This is a genomic window from Robertkochia solimangrovi (genome assembly GCF_007279655.1).
Taxonomy (GTDB): Bacteria; Bacteroidota; Bacteroidia; order Flavobacteriales; family Flavobacteriaceae; genus Robertkochia; species Robertkochia solimangrovi.
On record NZ_QKWN01000017.1, the window covers coordinates 11,957 to 32,581 of the forward strand.

The 20,625-nt window shown below is 40.5% G+C and carries 22 protein-coding genes; 18 read left to right on the forward strand and 4 right to left on the reverse strand.

Going from position 1 to position 20,625, the window contains the following annotated elements; genetic code table 11:
- Positions 1-30: 30 nt before the first annotated feature.
- Together DMZ48_RS18090 and ribD are read right to left on the reverse strand one after the other, a co-directional pair.
- Complete coding sequence (locus DMZ48_RS18090; protein ID WP_143956584.1) at positions 31-645, reverse strand: HAD family hydrolase; 615 nt, start codon at positions 643-645, stop codon at positions 31-33.
- Positions 646-655: 10 nt separating this feature from the next.
- Entirely contained in the window at positions 656-1,714 is a 1,059-nt protein-coding gene (gene ribD, locus DMZ48_RS18095) for a bifunctional diaminohydroxyphosphoribosylaminopyrimidine deaminase/5-amino-6-(5-phosphoribosylamino)uracil reductase RibD (protein WP_143956585.1), read from the reverse strand.
- Between the two features lie 28 nt (positions 1,715-1,742).
- Between ribD and DMZ48_RS18100 the strand changes: the two genes are divergently transcribed.
- The 5 genes from DMZ48_RS18100 to DMZ48_RS18120 are packed head-to-tail and all read left to right on the forward strand — an operon-like array spanning position 1,743 to position 6,343.
- Positions 1,743-2,228 (forward strand): GNAT family N-acetyltransferase, encoded by a 486-nt coding sequence (locus DMZ48_RS18100; RefSeq protein ID WP_143956586.1) that lies wholly within the window; start codon positions 1,743-1,745, stop codon positions 2,226-2,228.
- A 2-nt stretch (positions 2,229-2,230) separates the two neighbouring features.
- Entirely contained in the window at positions 2,231-3,097 is an 867-nt protein-coding gene (gene prmC / locus DMZ48_RS18105) for a peptide chain release factor N(5)-glutamine methyltransferase (RefSeq protein ID WP_143956622.1), read from the forward strand.
- Positions 3,094-3,675: an LOG family protein gene (locus DMZ48_RS18110; RefSeq protein WP_143956587.1), complete on the forward strand. Its 582-nt coding sequence runs from the start codon at positions 3,094-3,096 to the stop codon at positions 3,673-3,675. The genes prmC and DMZ48_RS18110 overlap by 4 nt, the downstream gene beginning before the upstream one ends.
- 2 nt (positions 3,676-3,677) lie before the next feature.
- Positions 3,678-5,672, forward strand: coding sequence for an NAD-dependent DNA ligase LigA (ligA, locus tag DMZ48_RS18115; RefSeq protein ID WP_143956588.1), 1,995 nt, complete (start codon positions 3,678-3,680; stop codon positions 5,670-5,672).
- The gene (locus DMZ48_RS18120; protein WP_143956589.1) at positions 5,669-6,343 is read left to right on the forward strand and encodes a lysoplasmalogenase family protein; all 675 of its coding nucleotides are present in this window, start codon (positions 5,669-5,671) and stop codon (positions 6,341-6,343) included. Before ligA ends, DMZ48_RS18120 begins: the two co-directional genes overlap by 4 nt.
- On the opposite strand, the gene DMZ48_RS18125 is transcribed toward DMZ48_RS18120, so the two are convergent.
- Together DMZ48_RS18125 and DMZ48_RS18130 are read right to left on the reverse strand one after the other, a co-directional pair.
- A complete protein-coding gene (locus tag DMZ48_RS18125) occupies positions 6,327-7,232 on the reverse strand; it encodes a bifunctional metallophosphatase/5'-nucleotidase (RefSeq protein WP_143956623.1) in 906 nt (301 codons plus the stop codon). The genes DMZ48_RS18120 and DMZ48_RS18125 overlap by 17 nt on opposite strands.
- A 10-nt stretch (positions 7,233-7,242) precedes the next feature.
- Positions 7,243-8,004 (reverse strand): 5'-nucleotidase C-terminal domain-containing protein, encoded by a 762-nt coding sequence (locus DMZ48_RS18130; protein ID WP_143956590.1) that lies wholly within the window; start codon positions 8,002-8,004, stop codon positions 7,243-7,245.
- Between the two features lie 67 nt (positions 8,005-8,071).
- On the opposite strand from DMZ48_RS18130, the gene DMZ48_RS18135 reads away from it, so the two are divergent.
- From DMZ48_RS18135 to DMZ48_RS18195, 13 genes are all read left to right on the forward strand, one after another.
- Entirely contained in the window at positions 8,072-8,593 is a 522-nt protein-coding gene (locus DMZ48_RS18135) for a DUF6913 domain-containing protein (RefSeq protein ID WP_143956591.1), read from the forward strand.
- 3 nt (positions 8,594-8,596) lie between these two features.
- Positions 8,597-9,484, forward strand: coding sequence for a 4-hydroxy-tetrahydrodipicolinate synthase (gene dapA / locus DMZ48_RS18140; RefSeq protein WP_143956592.1), 888 nt, complete (start codon positions 8,597-8,599; stop codon positions 9,482-9,484).
- A gap of 183 nt (positions 9,485-9,667) precedes the next feature.
- A complete protein-coding gene (locus DMZ48_RS18145) occupies positions 9,668-10,474 on the forward strand; it encodes an outer membrane protein assembly factor BamD (RefSeq protein ID WP_143956593.1) in 807 nt (268 codons plus the stop codon).
- A gap of 9 nt (positions 10,475-10,483) precedes the next feature.
- Complete coding sequence (locus tag DMZ48_RS18150; RefSeq protein WP_143956594.1) at positions 10,484-10,807, forward strand: DNA-directed RNA polymerase subunit omega; 324 nt, start codon at positions 10,484-10,486, stop codon at positions 10,805-10,807.
- Positions 10,808-10,811: 4 nt separating this feature from the next.
- Entirely contained in the window at positions 10,812-12,023 is a 1,212-nt protein-coding gene (gene coaBC, locus DMZ48_RS18155) for a bifunctional phosphopantothenoylcysteine decarboxylase/phosphopantothenate--cysteine ligase CoaBC (protein WP_143956595.1), read from the forward strand.
- Complete coding sequence (porD, locus tag DMZ48_RS18160; RefSeq protein ID WP_143956596.1) at positions 12,016-12,906, forward strand: type IX secretion system protein PorD; 891 nt, start codon at positions 12,016-12,018, stop codon at positions 12,904-12,906. Before coaBC ends, porD begins: the two co-directional genes overlap by 8 nt.
- 58 nt (positions 12,907-12,964) lie before the next feature.
- Positions 12,965-14,638, forward strand: a complete 1,674-nt coding sequence (gene recN / locus DMZ48_RS18165) for a DNA repair protein RecN (RefSeq protein ID WP_143956597.1) — start codon at positions 12,965-12,967, stop codon at positions 14,636-14,638.
- Positions 14,639-14,756: 118 nt separating this feature from the next.
- Entirely contained in the window at positions 14,757-15,572 is an 816-nt protein-coding gene (locus DMZ48_RS18170; RefSeq protein ID WP_143956598.1) for an enoyl-ACP reductase FabI, read from the forward strand.
- A 117-nt stretch (positions 15,573-15,689) separates the two neighbouring features.
- Positions 15,690-16,691, forward strand: a complete 1,002-nt coding sequence (locus tag DMZ48_RS18175; protein ID WP_143956599.1) for a glycosyltransferase family 2 protein — start codon at positions 15,690-15,692, stop codon at positions 16,689-16,691.
- A complete protein-coding gene (locus DMZ48_RS18180) occupies positions 16,692-17,654 on the forward strand; it encodes a CdaR family protein (RefSeq protein ID WP_143956600.1) in 963 nt (320 codons plus the stop codon).
- Positions 17,651-18,244 (forward strand): dephospho-CoA kinase, encoded by a 594-nt coding sequence (coaE, locus tag DMZ48_RS18185; RefSeq protein WP_143956601.1) that lies wholly within the window; start codon positions 17,651-17,653, stop codon positions 18,242-18,244. Before DMZ48_RS18180 ends, coaE begins: the two co-directional genes overlap by 4 nt.
- Positions 18,245-18,313: 69 nt before the next feature.
- The gene (locus tag DMZ48_RS18190; RefSeq protein WP_143956602.1) at positions 18,314-19,882 is read left to right on the forward strand and encodes a sensor histidine kinase; all 1,569 of its coding nucleotides are present in this window, start codon (positions 18,314-18,316) and stop codon (positions 19,880-19,882) included.
- A gap of 4 nt (positions 19,883-19,886) precedes the next feature.
- Positions 19,887-20,603, forward strand: a complete 717-nt coding sequence (locus tag DMZ48_RS18195; protein WP_143956603.1) for a response regulator transcription factor — start codon at positions 19,887-19,889, stop codon at positions 20,601-20,603.
- Positions 20,604-20,625: the final 22 nt, after the last annotated feature.

Here is a 20,625-nt window from a genome sequence, read left to right on the forward strand (position 1 = left end):
TGGAGATCAATATGCTGAACACCAAATAAATCACCAGGGTAGGTCTTTAGCAAATAAACCGGTAATATCTTCCTGACCTGGCCTTAAATTCCAGACCGGCATCTGTAATTGGGAGGCCGCTTCTGTGTTTTCAACGGTATCGTCTATAAAAAGGCTTTCGGAGGCTGATAATCCGTTCTTTTCCAATACGAATTGGTAGATTTCTGAATCGGGCTTTCTCATATTGATCTCGTGCGAAAGGTAGAAGCCTTCAAAACAGGACTTGAATACATCGTATTTTTGCGTTCCAATATTATGAATCACTTGTTCTATATGTAATGCATTGGTGTTGCTTAGCAGAAATAAACGGTATCGGTTCTCACTTTTTAGATTTTGCAAGAATTCAAGGCGCTGTTCGGGAATGTCAAGAATTATAGAGTTCCAGATTCTTTTGATCAAAGTTTCATTATCTGTATTGAATTCTTGTTTATAGAAAGCCAGGAATTCTTCAGTGCTGATCAATCCTTTTTCATAAAGAAGGTTGTTTTGCAACAACGCTTCAGAAAGTGTTAGTTCAGTATTGAGTTGACGAAGTTCCCTGAGGTATGCTTCTTTATCAAGGTCTATAAAGATGTCGCCGAAATCGAAAATGATATTTTGAATCATCGAACTTAAATCAGTTTACAGGTTTATTTCTATATAAAGATACTTTGTCATTTTCGATAAACATTCCGGAAATCGGGGTAATTTCAATTTTGGGTGCCTGTACTCCCCCGAATAGCTTGATCGGTGCCGTAAATACTCTGGCTTCGTCCCAGAGATCTTCACTTATAAAGCTGTTGATCGTTTGAGCACCTCCTTCTACGATCAAACTTTGAATACCGTATTTCACGGCGATACGACAGATCTCATTCGGAAGTCCGTTAGCGATAAATACTTTTTCGTATTGTAACATGTCTGTGCTTTCCGGACAATTTTCGGCAAGGGTAATAATAATGGTTCTAACACTTTTGTCCAGCACATGATAGCGAGTAGGGATCTTTAAATTTAGGTCGATGACAAATCGTACCGGGGAATTGCCATACCAGGTTCGTGTATCCAATCTTGGGTTATCCAGAATGGCGGTTCGCGTACCTATAAGGATACCCATTTCTTCGCTGCGCCATTTATGGACCAGTTGTCTGGATCCTGAATTCGAAAGCCAGACCGGTTCTGGCTTTTTGTCCGGATCCGATGGTGGGGCTATAAAGCCATCATTGCTTTCAGCCCATTTCAGAATGATATAGGGCCTTTGCTTTTCATGAAAACATAAAAACCTGCGATTTAATTCCCGGCATTCCTGCTCCAGGATTCCGGTAATGACTTCTATTCCTGCTTCCTCCAGTTTGCGTACTCCTTTTCCGAGTACTTCCTTATTGCTGTCCAGTGTTCCGATGACCACTCTTGGTATTTTATGGGTGATGATCAGATCTGCGCAGGGAGGAGTTCGACCGTAATGCGAACAGGGTTCCAGCGTTACATACAACGTAGATTCCGTCAATAATGAGGGGTCGGAAACCGAATGGATGGCATTCACTTCGGCATGAGCTTGGCCCGGAGGACTGGTATATCCTTCTCCGATGATCGTTTCCTTGTGAACGATCACGCATCCGACACTTGGATTGGGGTAGGTGTGACCCAGTCCATTTTTTGCGATTTCAATACACCTTTTTATATAGAATTCATGTATATTCACGATCCAAAAATACTATTTTAATTGCGCTATGAGCAGTGTTAAAATACGAGAAATTCAACAAAGTGACAATCAGGAAGTAGCGGTCATGATCCGGAAGGTATTGATCGAAATGGATGTGCCTAAGGTAGGTACAGCCTATGCCGACAAAGCGCTGGACCGGATGTATGAAACATACGATGCGGATAAAGCGGTGTATTTCATCCTTGAGGAGGATGGAAGGATTCTTGGTGGAGCCGGGATCGCACAACTTCAAAATTTCGACGGCCCGATTTGTGAGCTGCAAAAAATGTATTTTCTGCCAGAAGCCCGGGGAAGAGGACTCGGGAGAGCTATGATGGATACTTGTTTAGAAAAAGCAGCCGCCTTTGGATTTGAACAGGTTTATATTGAAACCATGCCGAATATGGATCATGCTCAGAAATTATATATCAAATCCGGTTTCAGGTATATCGATGCCCCAATGGGGAACACCGGACATAGTTCTTGTCCGGTCTGGTTAATTAAAGACCTTTGAAAATGAAATTGAATGCATTGCGGAATTATGCCAGGCAACGACTGACTCCCGTCTACGGTGAACAGGAGACCCAAAGTATGTTTAAAATTCTTTGCGAAACTTTTCTGATGCTTGAGCCCTATCAGATCACCATGAATCTCGATAAAGAAATAGATGAAGAGGCCCTGAACAGATTTGAAGATGCAATCGAAAAATTATATGCACAACAACCGGTGCAGTACATCGTCGGGGAGACTACTTTTCGTGGATTGCCTCTTAAGGTGAACGGTGCAACGCTGATTCCGCGCCCTGAGACGGAAGAATTGGTGGCCTGGATCATTAAAGATCATGAAAAACATACAGGTGTTAAATTTCTGGATATCGGTACCGGAAGTGGGTGTATTGCTCTTTCTATATCAGATGCAATGAGTAAGGCGGTCGTCGTTGCGGTTGATATTTCTGAAGAAGCCCTGGCGACTGCCCGGGAAAATGCGATTAACAATCATTTGGGAGTTGGGTTTAAAAGGCTGGATATTTTGAATATTGAACATCTGGCAAACGCTTTTGGTAAGGATCCGGTTCATTTCGATTGTATTGTATCTAACCCACCCTATGTAAGAATGCTTGAACGAAAGGATATGAAACCCAATGTACTTAACTATGAACCTGCTACGGCGTTGTTCGTAAGTGATGAAGACCCATTGTTGTTCTACAGAAAAATCAGTGCTCTGGCTTATGAGAATCTAAATGACGGAGGTTCATTGTATTTTGAGATCAATGAATACCTGCCTGAAGAGACCAGCGATCTGGTTCGGGGAGCAGGCTTCAGGGAAGTGAGTCTTAAAAAGGACCTTTTCGGTAAATACAGAATGTTAAAAGCGATAAAATGAAAAGTATAAGTGTTTTTTGCGGCAGTAGTGAAGGGAATGATCAGCAGATCATTAAAATGAGTCATGAACTGGGAAAGACACTGGCTTTAAAAGGGTATACGCTTGTTTATGGAGGGAGTAAACTTGGGTTGATGGGAAATATCGCAAATGCTGCACTTGAAAATCAAGGTAAAGTAATAGGGATTATTCCCGGATTTCTCAAAAGAAAGGAAGTGGTCCATACCGGTATTACAGAATTGCATACCACTCAAAATATGCATGACAGAAAGCTAATGCTTAATGAAATGGCAGATGGAATCATCACCTTTCCGGGCGGGTTTGGTACAATGGAGGAGTTCTTTGAACTTCTGACCTGGGCACAACTGGGTTTGCATAAAAAACCGATCGGGTTGCTCAATGTCAATGGATTTTTTGATGACCTGATTCGTTTATTTGAAAAGATGACCGTTCGCGGTCTGCTTAAGGAAGAAAATCTTTCCCTGCTTATCGTGGAAGACGATATCGAATTGCTCCTTAATAAAATGGAAGATTATAAACCCGCGATCACCGGGAAATGGATAACTAAAGAACAAACCTGAATATGAATATCGAAGAGAAGATCAAGAACTTAAGAGAAGAATTGTCTAAGCATAATTATAGCTATTATGTATTGGATAGTCCGGTTATATCCGATTTTGAATTCGATATGAAACTTAAGGAGTTACAGGAGCTTGAAGAGGCTCATCCTGAATTCTATGATCCTAATTCCCCATCCGTACGTGTAGGAGGGATGATCACCAGAAACTTTGAAACTGTGGTCCATGAGCACAGAATGTATTCGCTTGATAATTCATATTCACGGGAAGATTTGCTGGAATGGGAAAAACGAATCGAAAAGATACTCGGTGCTGAGAATGTTAATTTCACCTGTGAATTGAAATATGATGGTGCATCGATAAGTATCACATATGAAAACGGGAAGCTTTTACGGGCAGTGACCCGAGGAGATGGTTTTCAGGGAGATGATGTGACCAACAATGTGAAAACGATCCGTTCGGTACCTTTGGTTTTACGCGGTGATTATCCGCCGAAATTCGATATCAGGGGAGAGATCATTCTTCCTTATGAAGGTTTCACAAAAATGAATCAGGAGCGTATCGAGGCCGGAGAAGATCCATATATGAACCCGAGAAATACGGCCAGTGGAAGTCTTAAACTTCAGGATAGTGCTGAAGTAGCGCGACGTCCTCTTGATTGTTTACTCTATAATCTGACCGGAAATAATCTTGGCGTCCATACTCAGTTTGAAAGTCTGCAAAAAGCACGTGAATGGGGCTTCAAAGTTCCTGATACTGCCAGATTATGCCATACTGTACAGGAAGTATTTGAATTTGTGGATTACTGGGATATTCACAGGCATGCGATGCCTTATGAGACCGATGGTGTCGTGATCAAAGTGAACGATATTGTGCAGCAGGAAGAACTGGGATATACGGCAAAATCACCACGTTGGGCAATGGCTTATAAGTTTAAAGCCGAACAGGTGTCAACCCGTTTGAATAGTATCAGCTACCAGGTAGGAAGAACCGGAGCCGTGACTCCGGTTGCGAATCTGGAACCGGTACTACTAGCTGGAACTACGGTAAAAAGGGCCTCGCTCCATAATGCAGATCAAATGGAAAAACTTGATATTCGTATCGGGGATGAAGTGTTTGTGGAAAAAGGAGGGGAGATCATACCTAAGATTATCGCTGTAGATTTTACGAAGCGAGATCCGGAAAGCCTTCCGCTATCCTATATTTCAAACTGTCCTGAATGTGGAACTCCTTTAATCAGAAAACCGGGTGAAGCACAACATTATTGCCCGAATACCTATGGTTGTCCTCCTCAGATAACCGGAAGAATTCAGCATTATATTTCCAGAAAGGCGATGGATATAGAAGGTTTAGGTAGTGAGACGGTGGAATTGTTGTTCAAGGAGGGATTGATCGACAATTATGCTGATCTTTATGAGCTTACCAAGGATCAGGTGGTTCCTTTGGAACGCATGGCTGAAAAGTCGGCTGAAAATCTGGTTAATGGCATTGAAAAATCTAAAGAGATTCCTTTTGAACGTGTTTTGTTCGCACTTGGGATTCGCTATGTAGGTGAAACCGTTGCAAAAAAGCTTGCAAGAGCCTTCGGATCGATTGAGAATATTAGTAAAGCTTCCTTGGAAGAACTTTGTGCAGTGGATGAGATCGGTATAAAGATAGCCGAAAGTGTTATCGAGTTTTTCAGTGATGAAGGTAATGTTTTAATAGTAAAAAGATTACGTGATTATGGTGTTCAACTGGAAATTTCTGCAGATAAACTGGAAAATCTTAGTGACGCCCTCAAAGGTGTTACTTTTGTTGTTTCCGGGGTGTTTGAAAAAGTATCCCGTAACGAACTAAAAAAACTAATCGAAGACAACGGAGGTAAAGTGGCTTCGTCTATTTCGTCCAAAACGAACTATGTAGTGGCTGGTGCAAATATGGGGCCCAGTAAAAAGGATAAGGCTGAGAAGCTGGGAGTGGCGATAATCTCCGAGGATGATTTTCTCAATATGTTATGAAATCAAAACAGGGCTGGATCGTTTATTTCATTTTTGCATTATTCTATTTGATCTGTGAAATTTTCGAATCAGATATCCTCATACATATTGCCCGAATGCTGCTGATGCCGGTGGTTTTTGTAGAATATATGAGAACACATAAAAAAAGGCATCCTTTTCCGATCATTATAATTTCAGCATGTTTTCTGGGGGACCTGGCAGTAGCACTGGCGTATCGATCACTGGCGCCGGTTTCTCTGGCTTGTTTTGCGATTAGTCACTTGGTCTTCATCTATATCTGTTTCAGAGCGATCAGAGATCTTAATGTAAAGAAGTTGTTGTTTTCTGCCTTACCGGTCATCATATTATGGTTTATCTATTATAACTACTCCATAAAAGATATTTTCGGAAAGGATCTGGGAGATAACTATATTTATGTATTATTATATTCAATAGTGCTTAGCGCTTTTATGATAATTTCTCTGATGGGTTATTTTAACGATGAGAATAAGATGAGTCTTTTTGCCGTTATCATCGCTTTATCCTTTGTGGTAGGAGATATTATGATGGGGCTATATGCATATATAACCCCTTTGCGATTTTTTGAATTGACCTATGCGACAGCAGGGGTCGTGGGATATTTTTTTATTATGCGCTTCAATAACGAATTTAACTTTAAACAGATATACTGACCGCCTTACTTTCGTTGATCCCATTTTCAAAATAAAAATCGATCCTTCCCAGGAAGATACCATAGCATCCCACTTGATTTACCAAAACCTGTTTGTCAGCTTTGTTCATTACAACCGTTGGTTTGTCTAAAAAGGTATGGGTATGGCCACCGATGATAAGATCGATATGTTTTGTGTTTTTAGCGAGTTTAAGGTCAGAGATCTTCTCGCTTTCATAGGAGTAACCTAGGTGTGAAAGGCATACGACAAGGTCGCATTTTTCCTCTTCTTTTAAAACTCGGGAAATATCCGTTGCGATCTCTAGGGGATCCTGATATACGGTTTCTTTATACAGATTCTTACTGACAAGATCTTTAAGTTCGATTCCGAGACCGAACACGCCGATGCGAATACCATCTTTCAGATAAACTTTATAAGGTTTGATATGGCCGTCAAGTATGGTGTTGGAAACATCATAGTTGGCATTGATGAACTCAAATCCTGCATTTGGCAATTGTCCGTAAAGGCCTTCTATACCATTGTCAAAATCATGATTCCCCAGGGTTGCGGCATCATAGTTCATCATGCTCATCAATTTAAATTCCAATTCACCTCCGTAAAAATTAAAATAGGGAGTGCCTTGGAAAATATCACCTGCATCAAAGAGTAAGGTGTTAGGGTTCTCGCTGCGGATATCTTCGATAAGCGCAGCTCTTCTTGCTACGCCACCCATATTCGGATTTTTTGCATGTGTTGCGGGGAAGGGGTCTATATGGCTGTGTACATCATTGGTATGTAAAATGGTCAGATGTTTACCACTTCCTTTGGTACATGAGGTAAGGCTTAGGCCACCAGCGGTTATAAATGCTGAACTGGCGAGGGTGGTCTGTATAAACTGTCTTCTTTTCATCATCTTCAGATTATGGGAGTTGTATAAAACGATCATCGGTAACCGGATCGATGGTATCTACCTTGGTGAAATAATCGATCATCTCATTTCGGATCAGATAATCGATCTCCATGGAACTTACCGGATTGGTCAGGAAGTACATTCCGTCACCTCCGTATGCGAGATAATTTGATGTGGCAACAAAATAGGTTTTTTCATCCGCTACCGGTTCACCATTTATCAAAAATGATTTGACATTATGATCTTTGTCTATGACGATTTTCATGCCGCGGAAGGGGTGTGGTTTGTTTTTTCGGAGATAATCTGCCATCTGTTTCATTTGAACTCCTGTAAGCTCAAGAATAAGTACCGTGTTTTCAAATGGCATTACTTCAAAAGCAGTTCTTCTGCTAACAGCACCTTTGGAAATGATGGAGCGAATGCCTCCAAAATTTATAAGAACCACATCGATATGATTTCCTGTTCGCTTGAAGAATACCGGGTCGGATTGTTCATATACAATATCTGCGAGAAGATTTCCGATGGCGGTGTTGTACTTTCCATCATTCTTTGAAAGTGTCTTTTTGGAATAAGCCAGTGGATCATCGAGTACGGAATCGATGTGCTGACGATAAGGTGTTATATAGGTGTCGTAACTGTCGATGCCTGATATAGAATCTGTTATACCTATTTCTTTCCCTGAAATCCGGTCTAATCCACCTGAACCCTGCTTGCATCCGGTCAAAGAAACTATTGTTATAAATATAACAAAATGTTTTAAATTAAAACGCATAAGATTTATAATTTTGAAACCTGAAAGTACTTAAAGTTTTACCTTTGTATTAACAATGTAAAATTACATGATTTTAAAAAGTCTGAAAGAAAAATCAGTTTATAAAATTATTGAGGAGGAATCAGGGAAAAAAAGAACTTCATCGCAGGGTGAAGGTAAATTCAGATCACTGGCAATTATCATTAATTACGACAAATTGGTTGATTACAGGCCTTTACTCAATCTGGCAAATGCTTTGGATATCCCGAACGAATCGGTACATATGCTGGGTTACGTTGAAAAGGCAGTGAAGAACGTAAATTATCTGATCCCGGTATTTTCACCGAAATCGATCGGTGTGAAAGGGAAGGTGAAGGATGATGCACTGGAGGATTTTTTGAAAAAGGATTACGATCTGTTGGTTAACTACTATTCAGACCCGGTTATCGAAATGATGCTGGTGTCTGCTTTGACCAGATCAGATTTTAAAGTTGGCATTTCCGATGAGCATGCGATTTTAAATGATCTGATTCTGAAGGTAGGTGAAGGAAATTTCAGGGATTTTCAGGAGGAACTGATAAAGTACCTTAAAATTTTAAAGAAGTTATAACGTATGACGAATTTTGTAGGAACAGGTGTTGCATTGATCACACCATTCAAGGCGGATCTTTCGGTTGATACAGAAGCATTGACCAGGATCGTTAATTATGTAATTGAAGGAGGGGTAGAGTATCTCGTTGTTTTGGGAACCACCGCTGAATCTGCAACATTGTCCAAACAGGAAAAGGAACTGGTGAAGCAAACCATCAGTGAAGCAAATAAAGGAAGGTTGCCTATGGTATTGGGTGTAGGAAGTAATGATACCATGTCGGTCGTAGAAGAATTACGAAACACAGACCTTTCAGAATATAGTGCCATTCTCTCTGTGTCTCCTTATTATAATAAGCCTACTCAGGAAGGGATCTTCAGACATTTTAGTATGATAGCAGAGAATTCACCGATACCGGTTATTCTGTATAATGTACCGGGCCGAACTGCTTCCAACGTATTGCCAAAGACAGCGATCAAACTTGCGGAAACCTATTCCAATATAATAGGGATTAAAGAGGCAGCAGGAGACATAGTTCAAGCCATGCGTTTGCTGAAGTCAAAACCTAAACATTTTCAAGTAATTTCAGGTGACGATATGATCACCTTACCGATGGTCCTTGCAGGTGGTGCAGGAGTTATTTCTGTGATCGGACAGGGATTCCCTAAAGAATTTTCTGGAATGGTACGCGAAGGACTCCGCGGGAATATCGACGTGGCGAATACGTTGCATTATCAATTGATGGACATTGTCGATTATATTTTCGAAGAAGGAAATCCTGCGGGTATCAAGGCGGTATTTGAGCAACTTGGATTGTGTTCCTCGGGAGTTCGATTACCTCTGGTAGCGGCTTCTGAAACTCTAAAAGAGAAAATAGCAAATTATATTTCAGTATCCCAGTTCAGTATGTAATGGGCGATGAAAGACGCTTACAGGAAAGCAGACCGTATGGTCTGCTTTTTTTTGATCCTTTCGGTGTCAAAACTATAAATTCGTTAAAATTTATATAAAGGTTGGTTGAATTGAAACAATGCCGTTATTTTTAGCTTGTTAAAATTCTTTTTTATATTTCATTTAATTAGCTAATTTTGCCGGATGATTAAAAATTTAAAATACGTTTATGTCTCAGCTTTTCTGAGCCTCTCTCTAACCTCATGTAGTGAGTACCAAAAGGTTTTAAAAGAGGATGATGTAAAGAAAAAATACGAAATGGCTGAGCAATTGTATAACGATGGTAATTATAAAAAGGCGATTCGTCTTTTTGACCAGATTGCTCCGAATTATACGGGTAAACCACAAGGAGAGCGTATTTTTTATTTCTATGCCAATAGTTATTACCAAACCGGAGATTACTACCTGGCCGCTTATCAGTTCAAACGTTTTTCAACTTCTTATCCAAGAAGTGAGAAAGCTGAAGAGTCAGCCTATCTGGGAGCGAAGAGTGAGTATTTTACTTCGCCGCGATATAGTCTCGATCAAACGGCTACAGAAGGGGCGATAAACAGATTACAAATGTTTATCAACGATTATCCCGATTCGGAATACCTTCCGGAAGCCAATGAAATGATGCGTGAATTACGCACGAAGCTGGAGAAGAAACAGTTTGAGATCGGTAAACAATATAATACCATCGGTGATTATTTTGCTTCGATCACTTCCTTTGAATTATTTTTAAAGGAGAATCCGGGATCGGATTACAGAGAAGATGCGTTGTTCTACAAATTGACAGCGGAATATAACCTTGCTAAGAATAGTATTTATTCCAAAAGAGAGGAACGTATAAATAATGCAATGGAGACTTATGCTGCTTTGAATACCAGCTTTAAGGATTCCAAATATCAAAAGGATGTCACCAAAATGGTGGCTGAATTACAACAGGATTTAGAAATTTTCAGTAAATAAATAAGGACTATGAGTGATTTGAGAAATTCAGATGCGCCTATTTCAACTGTTACTTATAACAGAAATGAGATCGATGCCCCTACACAAAATATCTATGAAGCTATTTCAGTAGTGGCTAAAAGAGCAAACCAGATCAATGCGGAGATCAAAAAGGAACTGATCGAAAAATTGGAAGAATTTGCGACCTATACCGACAGTCTGGAAGAGATCTTTGAGAATAAGGAACAAATCGAAGTTTCCAAGTTCTATGAGAAACTTCCAAAGCCTCATGCCATCGCTATTCAGGAATGGCTTGAAGATAAGATCTATTACAGAAATACCGAAAAGGAATAACAGCATGTCTGTACTTGGCGGCAAAAACATTCTACTTGGAATCTCCGGAGGAATTGCCGCATATAAAACGGCTTTTTTAGTACGTTTGTTTAAAAAGGCCGGAGCAAGCGTTAAAGTGGTAATGACCGAGAGTTCGAAGGACTTCGTTACCCCTTTAACGCTTTCTGCGTTGTCCGGAAACCCGGTACTGTCTTCATTCGTAAATAGTGATGAAGATGGTGAAACATGGAATAACCATGTGGAACTGGGGTTATGGGCCGATCTCATGATTGTCGCGCCGGCAACGGCGAATACACTGTCAAAAATGGCGAATGGTTCTTGTGATAATCTATTGCTGGCTGTATATCTGTCTGCAAAATGTCCGGTTTATTTCGCACCAGCCATGGATCTGGATATGTATGCACATCGTACTACGCAGGAAAGTTTTCGTAAACTGGAATCTTTTGGCAATATTATGATTCCTGCAGAGGAAGGAGAACTTGCGAGTGGTCTCGTCGGAAAAGGAAGAATGGCGGAACCAGAGAATATCCTTCAGTTTATCGAAAATCATATTATTTCCGGGCTCCCCTTACGAGACAAAAAGGTGTTGATCACTGCGGGTCCTACCTACGAAGCTATTGACCCTGTTCGGTTCATAGGCAATCATTCTTCCGGGAAAATGGGGTACGCCTTAGCTCAGGAAGCGGCTGCATTAGGTGCAGAGGTCGTTCTGGTAAGCGGACCGACTGCACTCACTCTTAATGATGAAAAGATCAAGGTGGTCCCGGTTGTTTCTGCAGAAGAAATGTATCAGGCGGTACACGCACATTTTGCGCATTGTGATATAGCGATCCTGGCTGCTGCGGTAGCTGATTATCGACCGAAAGAAGTGGCAGATACCAAGATCAAAAAAGCCAGTGCGGTTATGCGGGTCGATCTCGAACCTACCAAAGATATTCTGGCCTCGCTGGGAAGTATTAAAGAAAATCGATTTCTGGTAGGATTTGCACTGGAAACCAATAATGAATTCGATAATGCCGTAGCCAAGCTGAAACGAAAAAATCTGGATGCGATCGTATTGAATTCTTTAAATGACATAGGGGCAGGTTTTGGTAAACCCACAAATAAGATTACATTTATAGACAAAGAATTAAAATCTGAGGCTTTTGGACTTAAAGCAAAGTCAGCGGTAGCCAAAGATATTTTTAACCAAATCATCATCCGTCTGCATGCGTAAAAGCCTGATCTTATTTCTAGCCCTGGCAGGAATCTCATTTCTGCAAGCTCAGGAGTTGAACTGTACCGTTATTGTCAATTCCGATCAGGTCGATCAGACCAATAAGCAAATCTTTAATACTTTGCAACGTTCATTGAGTGACTTCATCAATAAGACGAAATGGACGAATAGGGATTTTGGGCAGAATGAAAGGATAGAGTGTAGTATGATGATCACTATCAATTCTTTTGACACCAGTGTATTTGGCGGGACCATACAGATTCAATCAAACCGTCCTGTATATAACTCTTCCTACCAGAGTCCGGTATTTAATCATCAGGATAAGCAATTCACATTTAATTATATCGAATATCAACCTCTTTACTTTAATCCGAACACTTTTGATTCTAATCTAACTTCGGTTATCACGTATTATGTCTACATAATTCTGGGGATTGATGCCGATACGTTCTCACGTGAAGGCGGAACCGATTATTTCAAACAGGCTCAACGTGTGGTAAACCTGGCGCAGGGGAGTGGTTACAGCGGCTGGCAACAGGCCGATGGAAACCGAACCCGATGGGAGCTCGTCGACAACTTGCTTTCCAATACGTTCAGGGAATATCGGCTTGCACTTTATAACTACCATCGTCTCGGGATGGACAATCTGGTTGGCAATCCTAAACTGGCAAAACAGTCTATAGCCGGATCGATGAAATTGTTTGAGCGTCTTAACAGTACACGACCGAATTCTTTCGTGCTTCAGACTTTTTTCGATGCAAAATCGGTGGAGATCGCAGATGTTTTTTCTGATGGGCCTGATGTAGACATTGCCTCACTGATCACCACCCTTAATAAAATAGCACCTTTGTACAGTAAAACCTGGGAAAGGATAAAATTTTAAACAGGCTTTTATCCCCTCTAAAATATCGGTTATATTTGGGAGGTAAAAACCTATACGATTGCTAACAACACTTTCCATAAAGAATTATGCCCTCATCGATACACTGAATGTCGAATTTAAAGAGGGGTTTACAACCATTACCGGGGAAACCGGAGCCGGAAAATCAATTTTGCTGGGAGGATTGGCACTGGTTCTTGGTAAGCGTGCAGATCTTTCCAGTTTGAAGAATGAAGAAGAAAAATGTGTCATTGAAGCTGGATTCAAGGTCGGACATTACAACCTGAAAGGCTTTTTTGAGGAATCAGATTTGGATTATGAAGAGCTCACACTAATTCGAAGAGAAATACTTCCCGGGGGTAAATCACGGGCATTTGTCAACGATACTCCGGTACGTCTTGATGTTCTTTCATCCTTGGGAGAAAAACTTATCGATATCCATTCTCAGCACCAGACGTTAAAACTGACGGAAAATGAATTTCAGTTTCAGGTGATCGATGCCGTTGCTGGTAACGAAAAGCATCTTAAAGAGTACCGTAAAGTTCTTAAAGCCTGGACTAATGCGGTACGAAATCTGGATGCGTTGACTAAGCAACAGTCGGAATCGATTAAAGAATTGGATTATAACCAGTTTCTTCTTCAGGAACTGGAAGAGGCCGGACTGGTTCCGGGAATGCTGGAAGAGTTGGAATCTGAATATGAGCAACTCAACAATATCGAATCTATTGGAGAATATCTCGTTCATAGCAGCCAGCTTCTCGGTGATGAACGCATGGGGGTGATCCGGAATCTGGCAGAATTGAAAGCTGTATTACAGAAGCTGGCTGCCTATGGTTCTGGTTTTAAAACGATTGCTGAACGTGTTCACTCGACCCATATAGAATTGGACGATATCTATGGGGAGATCCAGCGTAAAGAGGAAGAACTCGAAGCCGATCCGGGCCGATTGGAAGAATTGCATGCGAAATTGCAAAAGATCTACGATCTTCAGAAAAAGCATGGAGTGATAGAAATTGAGGAACTTATACAAATACGAGAAGATCTGGGTGTAAAGGTCAGGGTAACTGAAAATCTGGGTGAGGATATCGAGAAGGCTCAGTCATTGGTGGCGAAACTAAGAGAAGAGGTAATGGTGGTTGCGGAGGAGATCAGTGATCGTCGAAGTTCCGTGATCGGGAATCTGAAGGCGAATATGGAAAATGCACTGAAACCACTTGGAATGCCTGATGCGAGCTTTGATATCAGACTATCCAAATCAGATTCTTTCTTTACCAATGGATCGGATGTACTGGAGTTTCTGTTTGCTGCGAATAAAGGTTCAGCTTATAATGAATTGAAAAAAGTAGCTTCCGGAGGAGAATTATCCCGAATAATGCTGGTGATTAAAGCGATACTTGCTAAATATATGCAACTTCCAACGATCATGTTCGATGAGATTGATACCGGAGTGTCCGGAGAGGTTTCTACCCGAATGGCAGCGATTATGCAGGAAATGAGCAAAACGATGCAGGTATTCACCATCACGCACCTGCCGCAGGTTGCTGCACGAGGTAATACTCAGTTCAAGGTGTATAAGGAAGTGGAAGGTGAAACTACCCGTTCTAACATTCGTGAACTGGCTCAGGAAGAAAGAGTGATAGAGATCGCTGAAATGCTTGGAGGGAAAGACATAAGTGACTCTGCCAGAAGGCATGCCGTAGAACTTTTAGATCAGGCGTTAGGCCCGGTTGAATGACCTTCAATTTGTGTATTTCCTTACAGGTATAAGGTTTAATACTATTTTTAGAAAGGATTCGAAATAAAATGAATATTTTTGAATCACTTTTTGAATAAAGAATAATAATTGAATACATATGTCATATAATTTATTAAAAGGTAAGAAGGGGATCATCTTCGGAGCCCTGGATGAAAATTCAATTGCTTGGAAAACCGCAGTGAGAGCTCATGAAGAAGGAGCTGAATTTGTACTTACCAATGCGCCTATCGCAATGCGAATGGGACAGATCAATCAGCTGGCAGAACAAACGGGATCACAGATCATTCCCGCTGATGCTACAAGTATCGAAGACCTTGAAAATCTTGTTGAGAAAGCAATGGAGATTCTCGGTGGAAAACTCGATTTCGTATTGCATTCCATCGGAATGTCTGTAAACGTTAGAAAAGGAAGACATTACACGGATGAAAATTATGATTTCACACAAAAAGGATGGGATGTTTCTGCACTTTCCTTTCATAAGGTTTGTCAAACTTTGTATAAGAAGGATGCGATGAATGAATGGGGAAGTGTTGTAGCACTGACCTATATGGCCGCTCAGCGATCTTTCCCTGACTATAACGATATGGCAGATAATAAAGCGTATCTGGAGTCAATCGCAAGAAGTTTTGGCTACTTTTTTGGAAAGGATAAAAAAGTACGTGTAAACACTATTTCTCAGTCACCTACACCAACAACTGCCGGTCAGGGAGTTAAAGGTTTCGGTGGATTTATCGCCTATGCTGAGAAGATGTCACCTCTTGGAAATGCAACGGCAGCAGATTGTGCTGACTATACGATCAGTCTTTTCTCGGATCTGACCAGAAAGGTAACGATGCAGAACTTGTTCCATGATGGAGGCTTTTCGAATACCGGAGTAAGCAACGAGGTTATCGAAAGATTTACAGAAGAATAAAGTATCTGAAAATATACAATGGAAAAACCACCGCAATGGTGGTTTTTTTATAAGCTATAATCTCTAAATTTGTTAAAGGATCACTATTAAATCATTGAGGTCCTGAGAATACCCTTTATGGAACTTGATTTTTCTTTTATAATTCCTGTGTACAACAGGCCGGATGAGATCGGTGAATTACTGGCTAGTATGTCGGTAATGGATGGCGGGCGTGATTTCGAGATCGTGATCGTGGAGGATGGCTCTGAGGTTACTGCGGAACAAGTGGTAAAAGATTTTTCTGAAAACTTGAACATCAGCTATTATCAAAAGGCGAATAGCGGGCCCGGGGATTCACGGAATTATGGTATGTCGAGGGCGAAGGGCAATTATTTTATCATACTTGATTCAGATTGTTTACTGCCGCCACACTATTTAAATGAAGTTAAAAGGGCGCTGCAACAAGCGTATGTCGATTGTTATGGAGGTCCAGATGCGGCCCATGAAAGTTTTTCGACCCTCCAGAAAGCTATTAACTATACGATGACTTCAATCTTCACCACAGGAGGTATCAGGGGAAATAAAAGAAGTGTCGGTAAGTTTCAACCCAGAAGTTTTAATATGGGGCTTTCCAGAAAGGCTTTTGAGCGTAGTGGAGGTTTTGGTGATATTCACCCCGGAGAAGATCCCGATCTGACATTGAGGTTGTGGAAGAATGGATTTGAAACCCGATTATTACCTGAGGCCTATGTATATCACAAGCGCAGAATTTCATGGAAGCTGTTTTATAAACAAGTCCGGAAATTTGGGTTGACAAGACCGATCCTGAATCGATGGCATCCTGAATCGAAAAAGATTACGTATTGGTTTCCCACGCTTTTTATCACAGGAATGTTGGTTTCTTTGATACTTTGCTTAGTCGGATTTCCTTATTTACTTTATCTGTATCTGGTCTATCTGCTCATGATATTTGCAGGCGCTTGGTACTCAGAAGGCTCACTATTAGTTGCCTGTTATAGCGTGCTGGCGATTTTGATCCAGTTTATAGGTTATGGCATTGCATTTGCCAAATCTGAATTATTCATTAACTTATTAAGGCGAAATCCCAGGGAGGTTTTTCCTGAATTATTCTTTTCATAGATGCCATCACGATTATTCAAAAATGTAAAGTTTATTTTAAAGAAGCCGAAAGCTACTGTCTTTATCGGCTTTGTGATTATTTCGTTCCTTTTATGGTTTATGATTACACTTTCTGATCAATATACCTCTAAGATCACATTGAAAATCGATTATACCAATGTACCGGATTCGAAGTTAATGCTTGGTGATCCACCGCGTACCCTGCAGGCAAATGTTGGTGCCAGTGGTTTCAGATTGCTGGGTTATCGGTTGTTCAGGCAGAGTTTATCAGTAAACGTCGCCGGATTTAAAGAAAAGGGTTCTGAATTCTTTCTTACCGGAGAAGATCTTGAGGATGATCTCAGAAGCCAGTTTAAATCACTTGATGTGAGACGGGTATTACAGGATACGCTGAAAGTTGAACTAGGGGTCAATAAGATCAAAAGAGTGAAGGTGGTTCCTGATCTGGATCTGACCTTTCAAAGTGATCACCAATTAGGAGATACTGTGGTGGTCATTCCTGATAGCGTGAATATACGGGGGCCTGAAGATCAGGTAGATCAATTGACTTATATCAAAACAAAAAAATTGGTGCTTACCGATTTAAACAGTGATTTTTCAAAAGAGATCGCACTGGTAGCTCCTGACTCACTTAAATCGATCATGCTTTCCCTGAATAAGGTAGCGGTAAGCGGGGTGGTTACACAGTATTCAGAAAAGATAATCGACGTTCCTGTAACGATAATAAATGTTCCCGACAGGGTAAGTGTAAAAACTTTTCCTTCAGAGGCCCGTATACTTTGTAAAGCAGGGATCAATGACCTTAAAAGACTTGAGGCATCTGGGTTTAAAGTAATCTGCGATTATAAGGAGATCAGTAATAATTCCTCATATCTTTTACTAAAGATCGAAGAAAAGCCCTCATTTGTGAATAGTGCCACACTGATGGTCAGCAAAGTAGAATATTTAATAAAAAGATCATGATCGTAGGATTGACCGGAGGTATCGGTAGCGGAAAATCGACCGTAGCCGAGATGTTCTCAAAGTTGGGGATACCGGTTTATATCGCTGATAAGGAAGCAAAAAATCTTATGGAAACCGATCCGGAACTGAGAGCAGGTATTATTGCCGCTTTTGGTAAAGCTTCTTATAAAGGGAATATTCCAGACCGACAATTTTTGGCTGGTCAGGTATTCGGTGACGAAAAAAGACTTGCGGAATTAAACGCACTGATTCATCCTGCTGTAAGAAAACACTTCATTTCATGGGTGGATGAACAGACAGCACCTTATGTGATCTATGAAACAGCAATTCTCTTTGAACACGGTGGGGATAATCTATGTGATAAGGTGATCACGGTAACCGCTCCACGTGAGGTGAGAATATCCAGGGTGATCACCAGAGATCAAATAAGTCGTGATGCGGTTGAAGCCAGGATGAAACATCAGTTACCTGAAAAGTCTAAGATTTTACGCTCAGACTTTGTCATAGAAAATCTCGAATTAAGCGAAACCAAGGCCATGGTTGACGCTGTACACCGTTTTTTAATTAAAAAAATTAAACAGAACAAATAATTTAACATTTTTGTTAATGTAAGGTTAAATGCTTAACAAACCTTATTACAAAGCCTTAATTTTGACGAAATGAGTAGACGCTTATTTGTGCTTTTGGTAATTCTGATGAGTTTATCCTTAATAGGAATAATCTTCGTTCAGGGCTACTGGATTAAGACAGCCGTAGAGGACAAGGAGGAACAGTTTTCAAATAATATTTCGCAAGTTCTGCAATCCGTTTCAGAGAAAGTGGAAGAAAATGAATTACGTCGTTACCTTGATATGGCACTTGAAGTTAATGATAGTGTAGGGATTATGGAAGCTTCCCGATTTGATGAGTTCATACTGATCAAAAGGGAGGATAATAACAATGAAACCTTTGTGTACCGACACGGTATACTTGAGGAAGAATATGGAATCCCGCCTTCGTTCATTGAAAACAGTACCGATTCCCTGATCGTGAAGAATTTTACCTCACGAAGAACTACCGAGGTTTTTAAGGAGGAATATGGTATAGATGGTAAAGTATACTCACCGGTTGAAAGGATAGAGAAAATAGGAAATCTTGACAGAACCCAGCAACTTCTTTTAAATGATGGTTTCCGGGAATATGCCAAAAGAGTTCCAATCCATAAACGGGTAAGTGTTCAGGAAATAGACCTGATCCTGCAACAGGAATTACAGGATCGCGGAATCGGTTTGCATTACGAATTCGGTGTCTATAGTAACGGACTCGCTACTCGTGTAAAAACTCATGATTTTAAGGGTGTGGATGCCTCGATGTCTAAAACGTCGATCTTCAGGGATAGTGATGGAAATAGTAATTATGATCTGTTGATCAGTTTTCCGAATAAAAAACGGTTCCTGATTTCATCGATCATCGAGATGGCGTTGTTGTCTGTTGTGTTCACCCTGATCATTATAATTGCCTATGCAAGTGCTTTGTATCAGTTGATCCGACAAAAACAGATCTCTGAAATCAAAACGGATTTCATCAATAACATGACCCATGAGTTCAAAACGCCGATAGCAACTATTAATCTTGCGTTGGATGCGATTAAGAATCCTAAGGCATTCGAAGATACCGACAAGGTTAAGCGATATCTTCAAATGATCAGGGATGAGAACAAAAGGATGCATGCTCAGGTGGAAAATGTATTGAGGATTTCAAAGTTGGAAAAAAATCAGATGGATATCACAAAAGATAAGGTGGATATCCATGAACTGATAGAAGAAGCCGTTGCACATGTAGCTTTGATGGTGGAGAATCGCGGTGGAACTATTACGCAACATCTCGATGCAGCACGCAGTGAGATTTTGGGGAATGATTTTCATTTGACCAATATTCTGGTGAATATACTTGATAATGCAAATAAATATTCTCCGGAAGCTCCGGTGATCGATATCTACACGGAAAACGTTAAGAACAATGTAGTGATCAGAATCGAAGATCATGGAGCAGGAATGAGCAAAGTGGTGCTCAAAAGAATTTTTGAAAAATTTTACAGGGAATCTACCGGTAATATTCACAATGTAAAAGGTCACGGTTTAGGACTTGCTTATGTGAAAAGTATCGTGGATGACCACCAGGGCGAGGTTTACGCCGAAAGTGAAAAAGATAAAGGAAGTACCTTTTTTGTAAAGATACCTTTAATATAGTATTATGGAAACAGTAAATAAAAAGATTTTATTAGTGGAAGACGATCCCAACTTCGGGGTTGTACTAAAGGATTATCTATCTATGAACGACTTTGATGTCACGCTTGCCAAGAATGGTATGGAAGGCTATGAGAAGTTCAGAAAAGATAATTTTGATCTGTGTATACTGGATGTCATGATGCCCTACAAAGACGGATTTACGCTTGCTAAGGAAATCAGAGAGAAGGATGAGAACATTCCGATCATTTTCCTCACAGCAAAGACCATGAAGGAAGATGTTTTAAAAGGGTATAAGGTTGGAGCCGATGATTATTTGAACAAACCGTTCGATTCAGAGGTATTGTTGTTTAAGATCAAGGCGATCCTACAACGTAAATCAACCGAATCATTGGCAGACAGTAAACAATTTGAATTCGAAATCGGAAATTTCCACCTGAATTCAAAATTGAGGTTCCTTACCTATAAAGAGGAAGAACCGATTAAACTTTCTCCTAAAGAGAATGAGCTCCTTCGATTACTGGCGTTACATGAAAATGATCTAATGCCAAGAGAACTTGCTCTAACCAAAATTTGGAGAGATGATAACTATTTTACCTCACGTAGTATGGATGTTTATATCGCTAAGTTGAGAAAATATTTGAAAAAGGATGAAGACGTGGAAATTCTGAATATCCACGGAGAAGGATTCCGACTGGTAGTGAAGAGTGAAGCGGAAAGATAAATTCCAATCTATATATACAAAA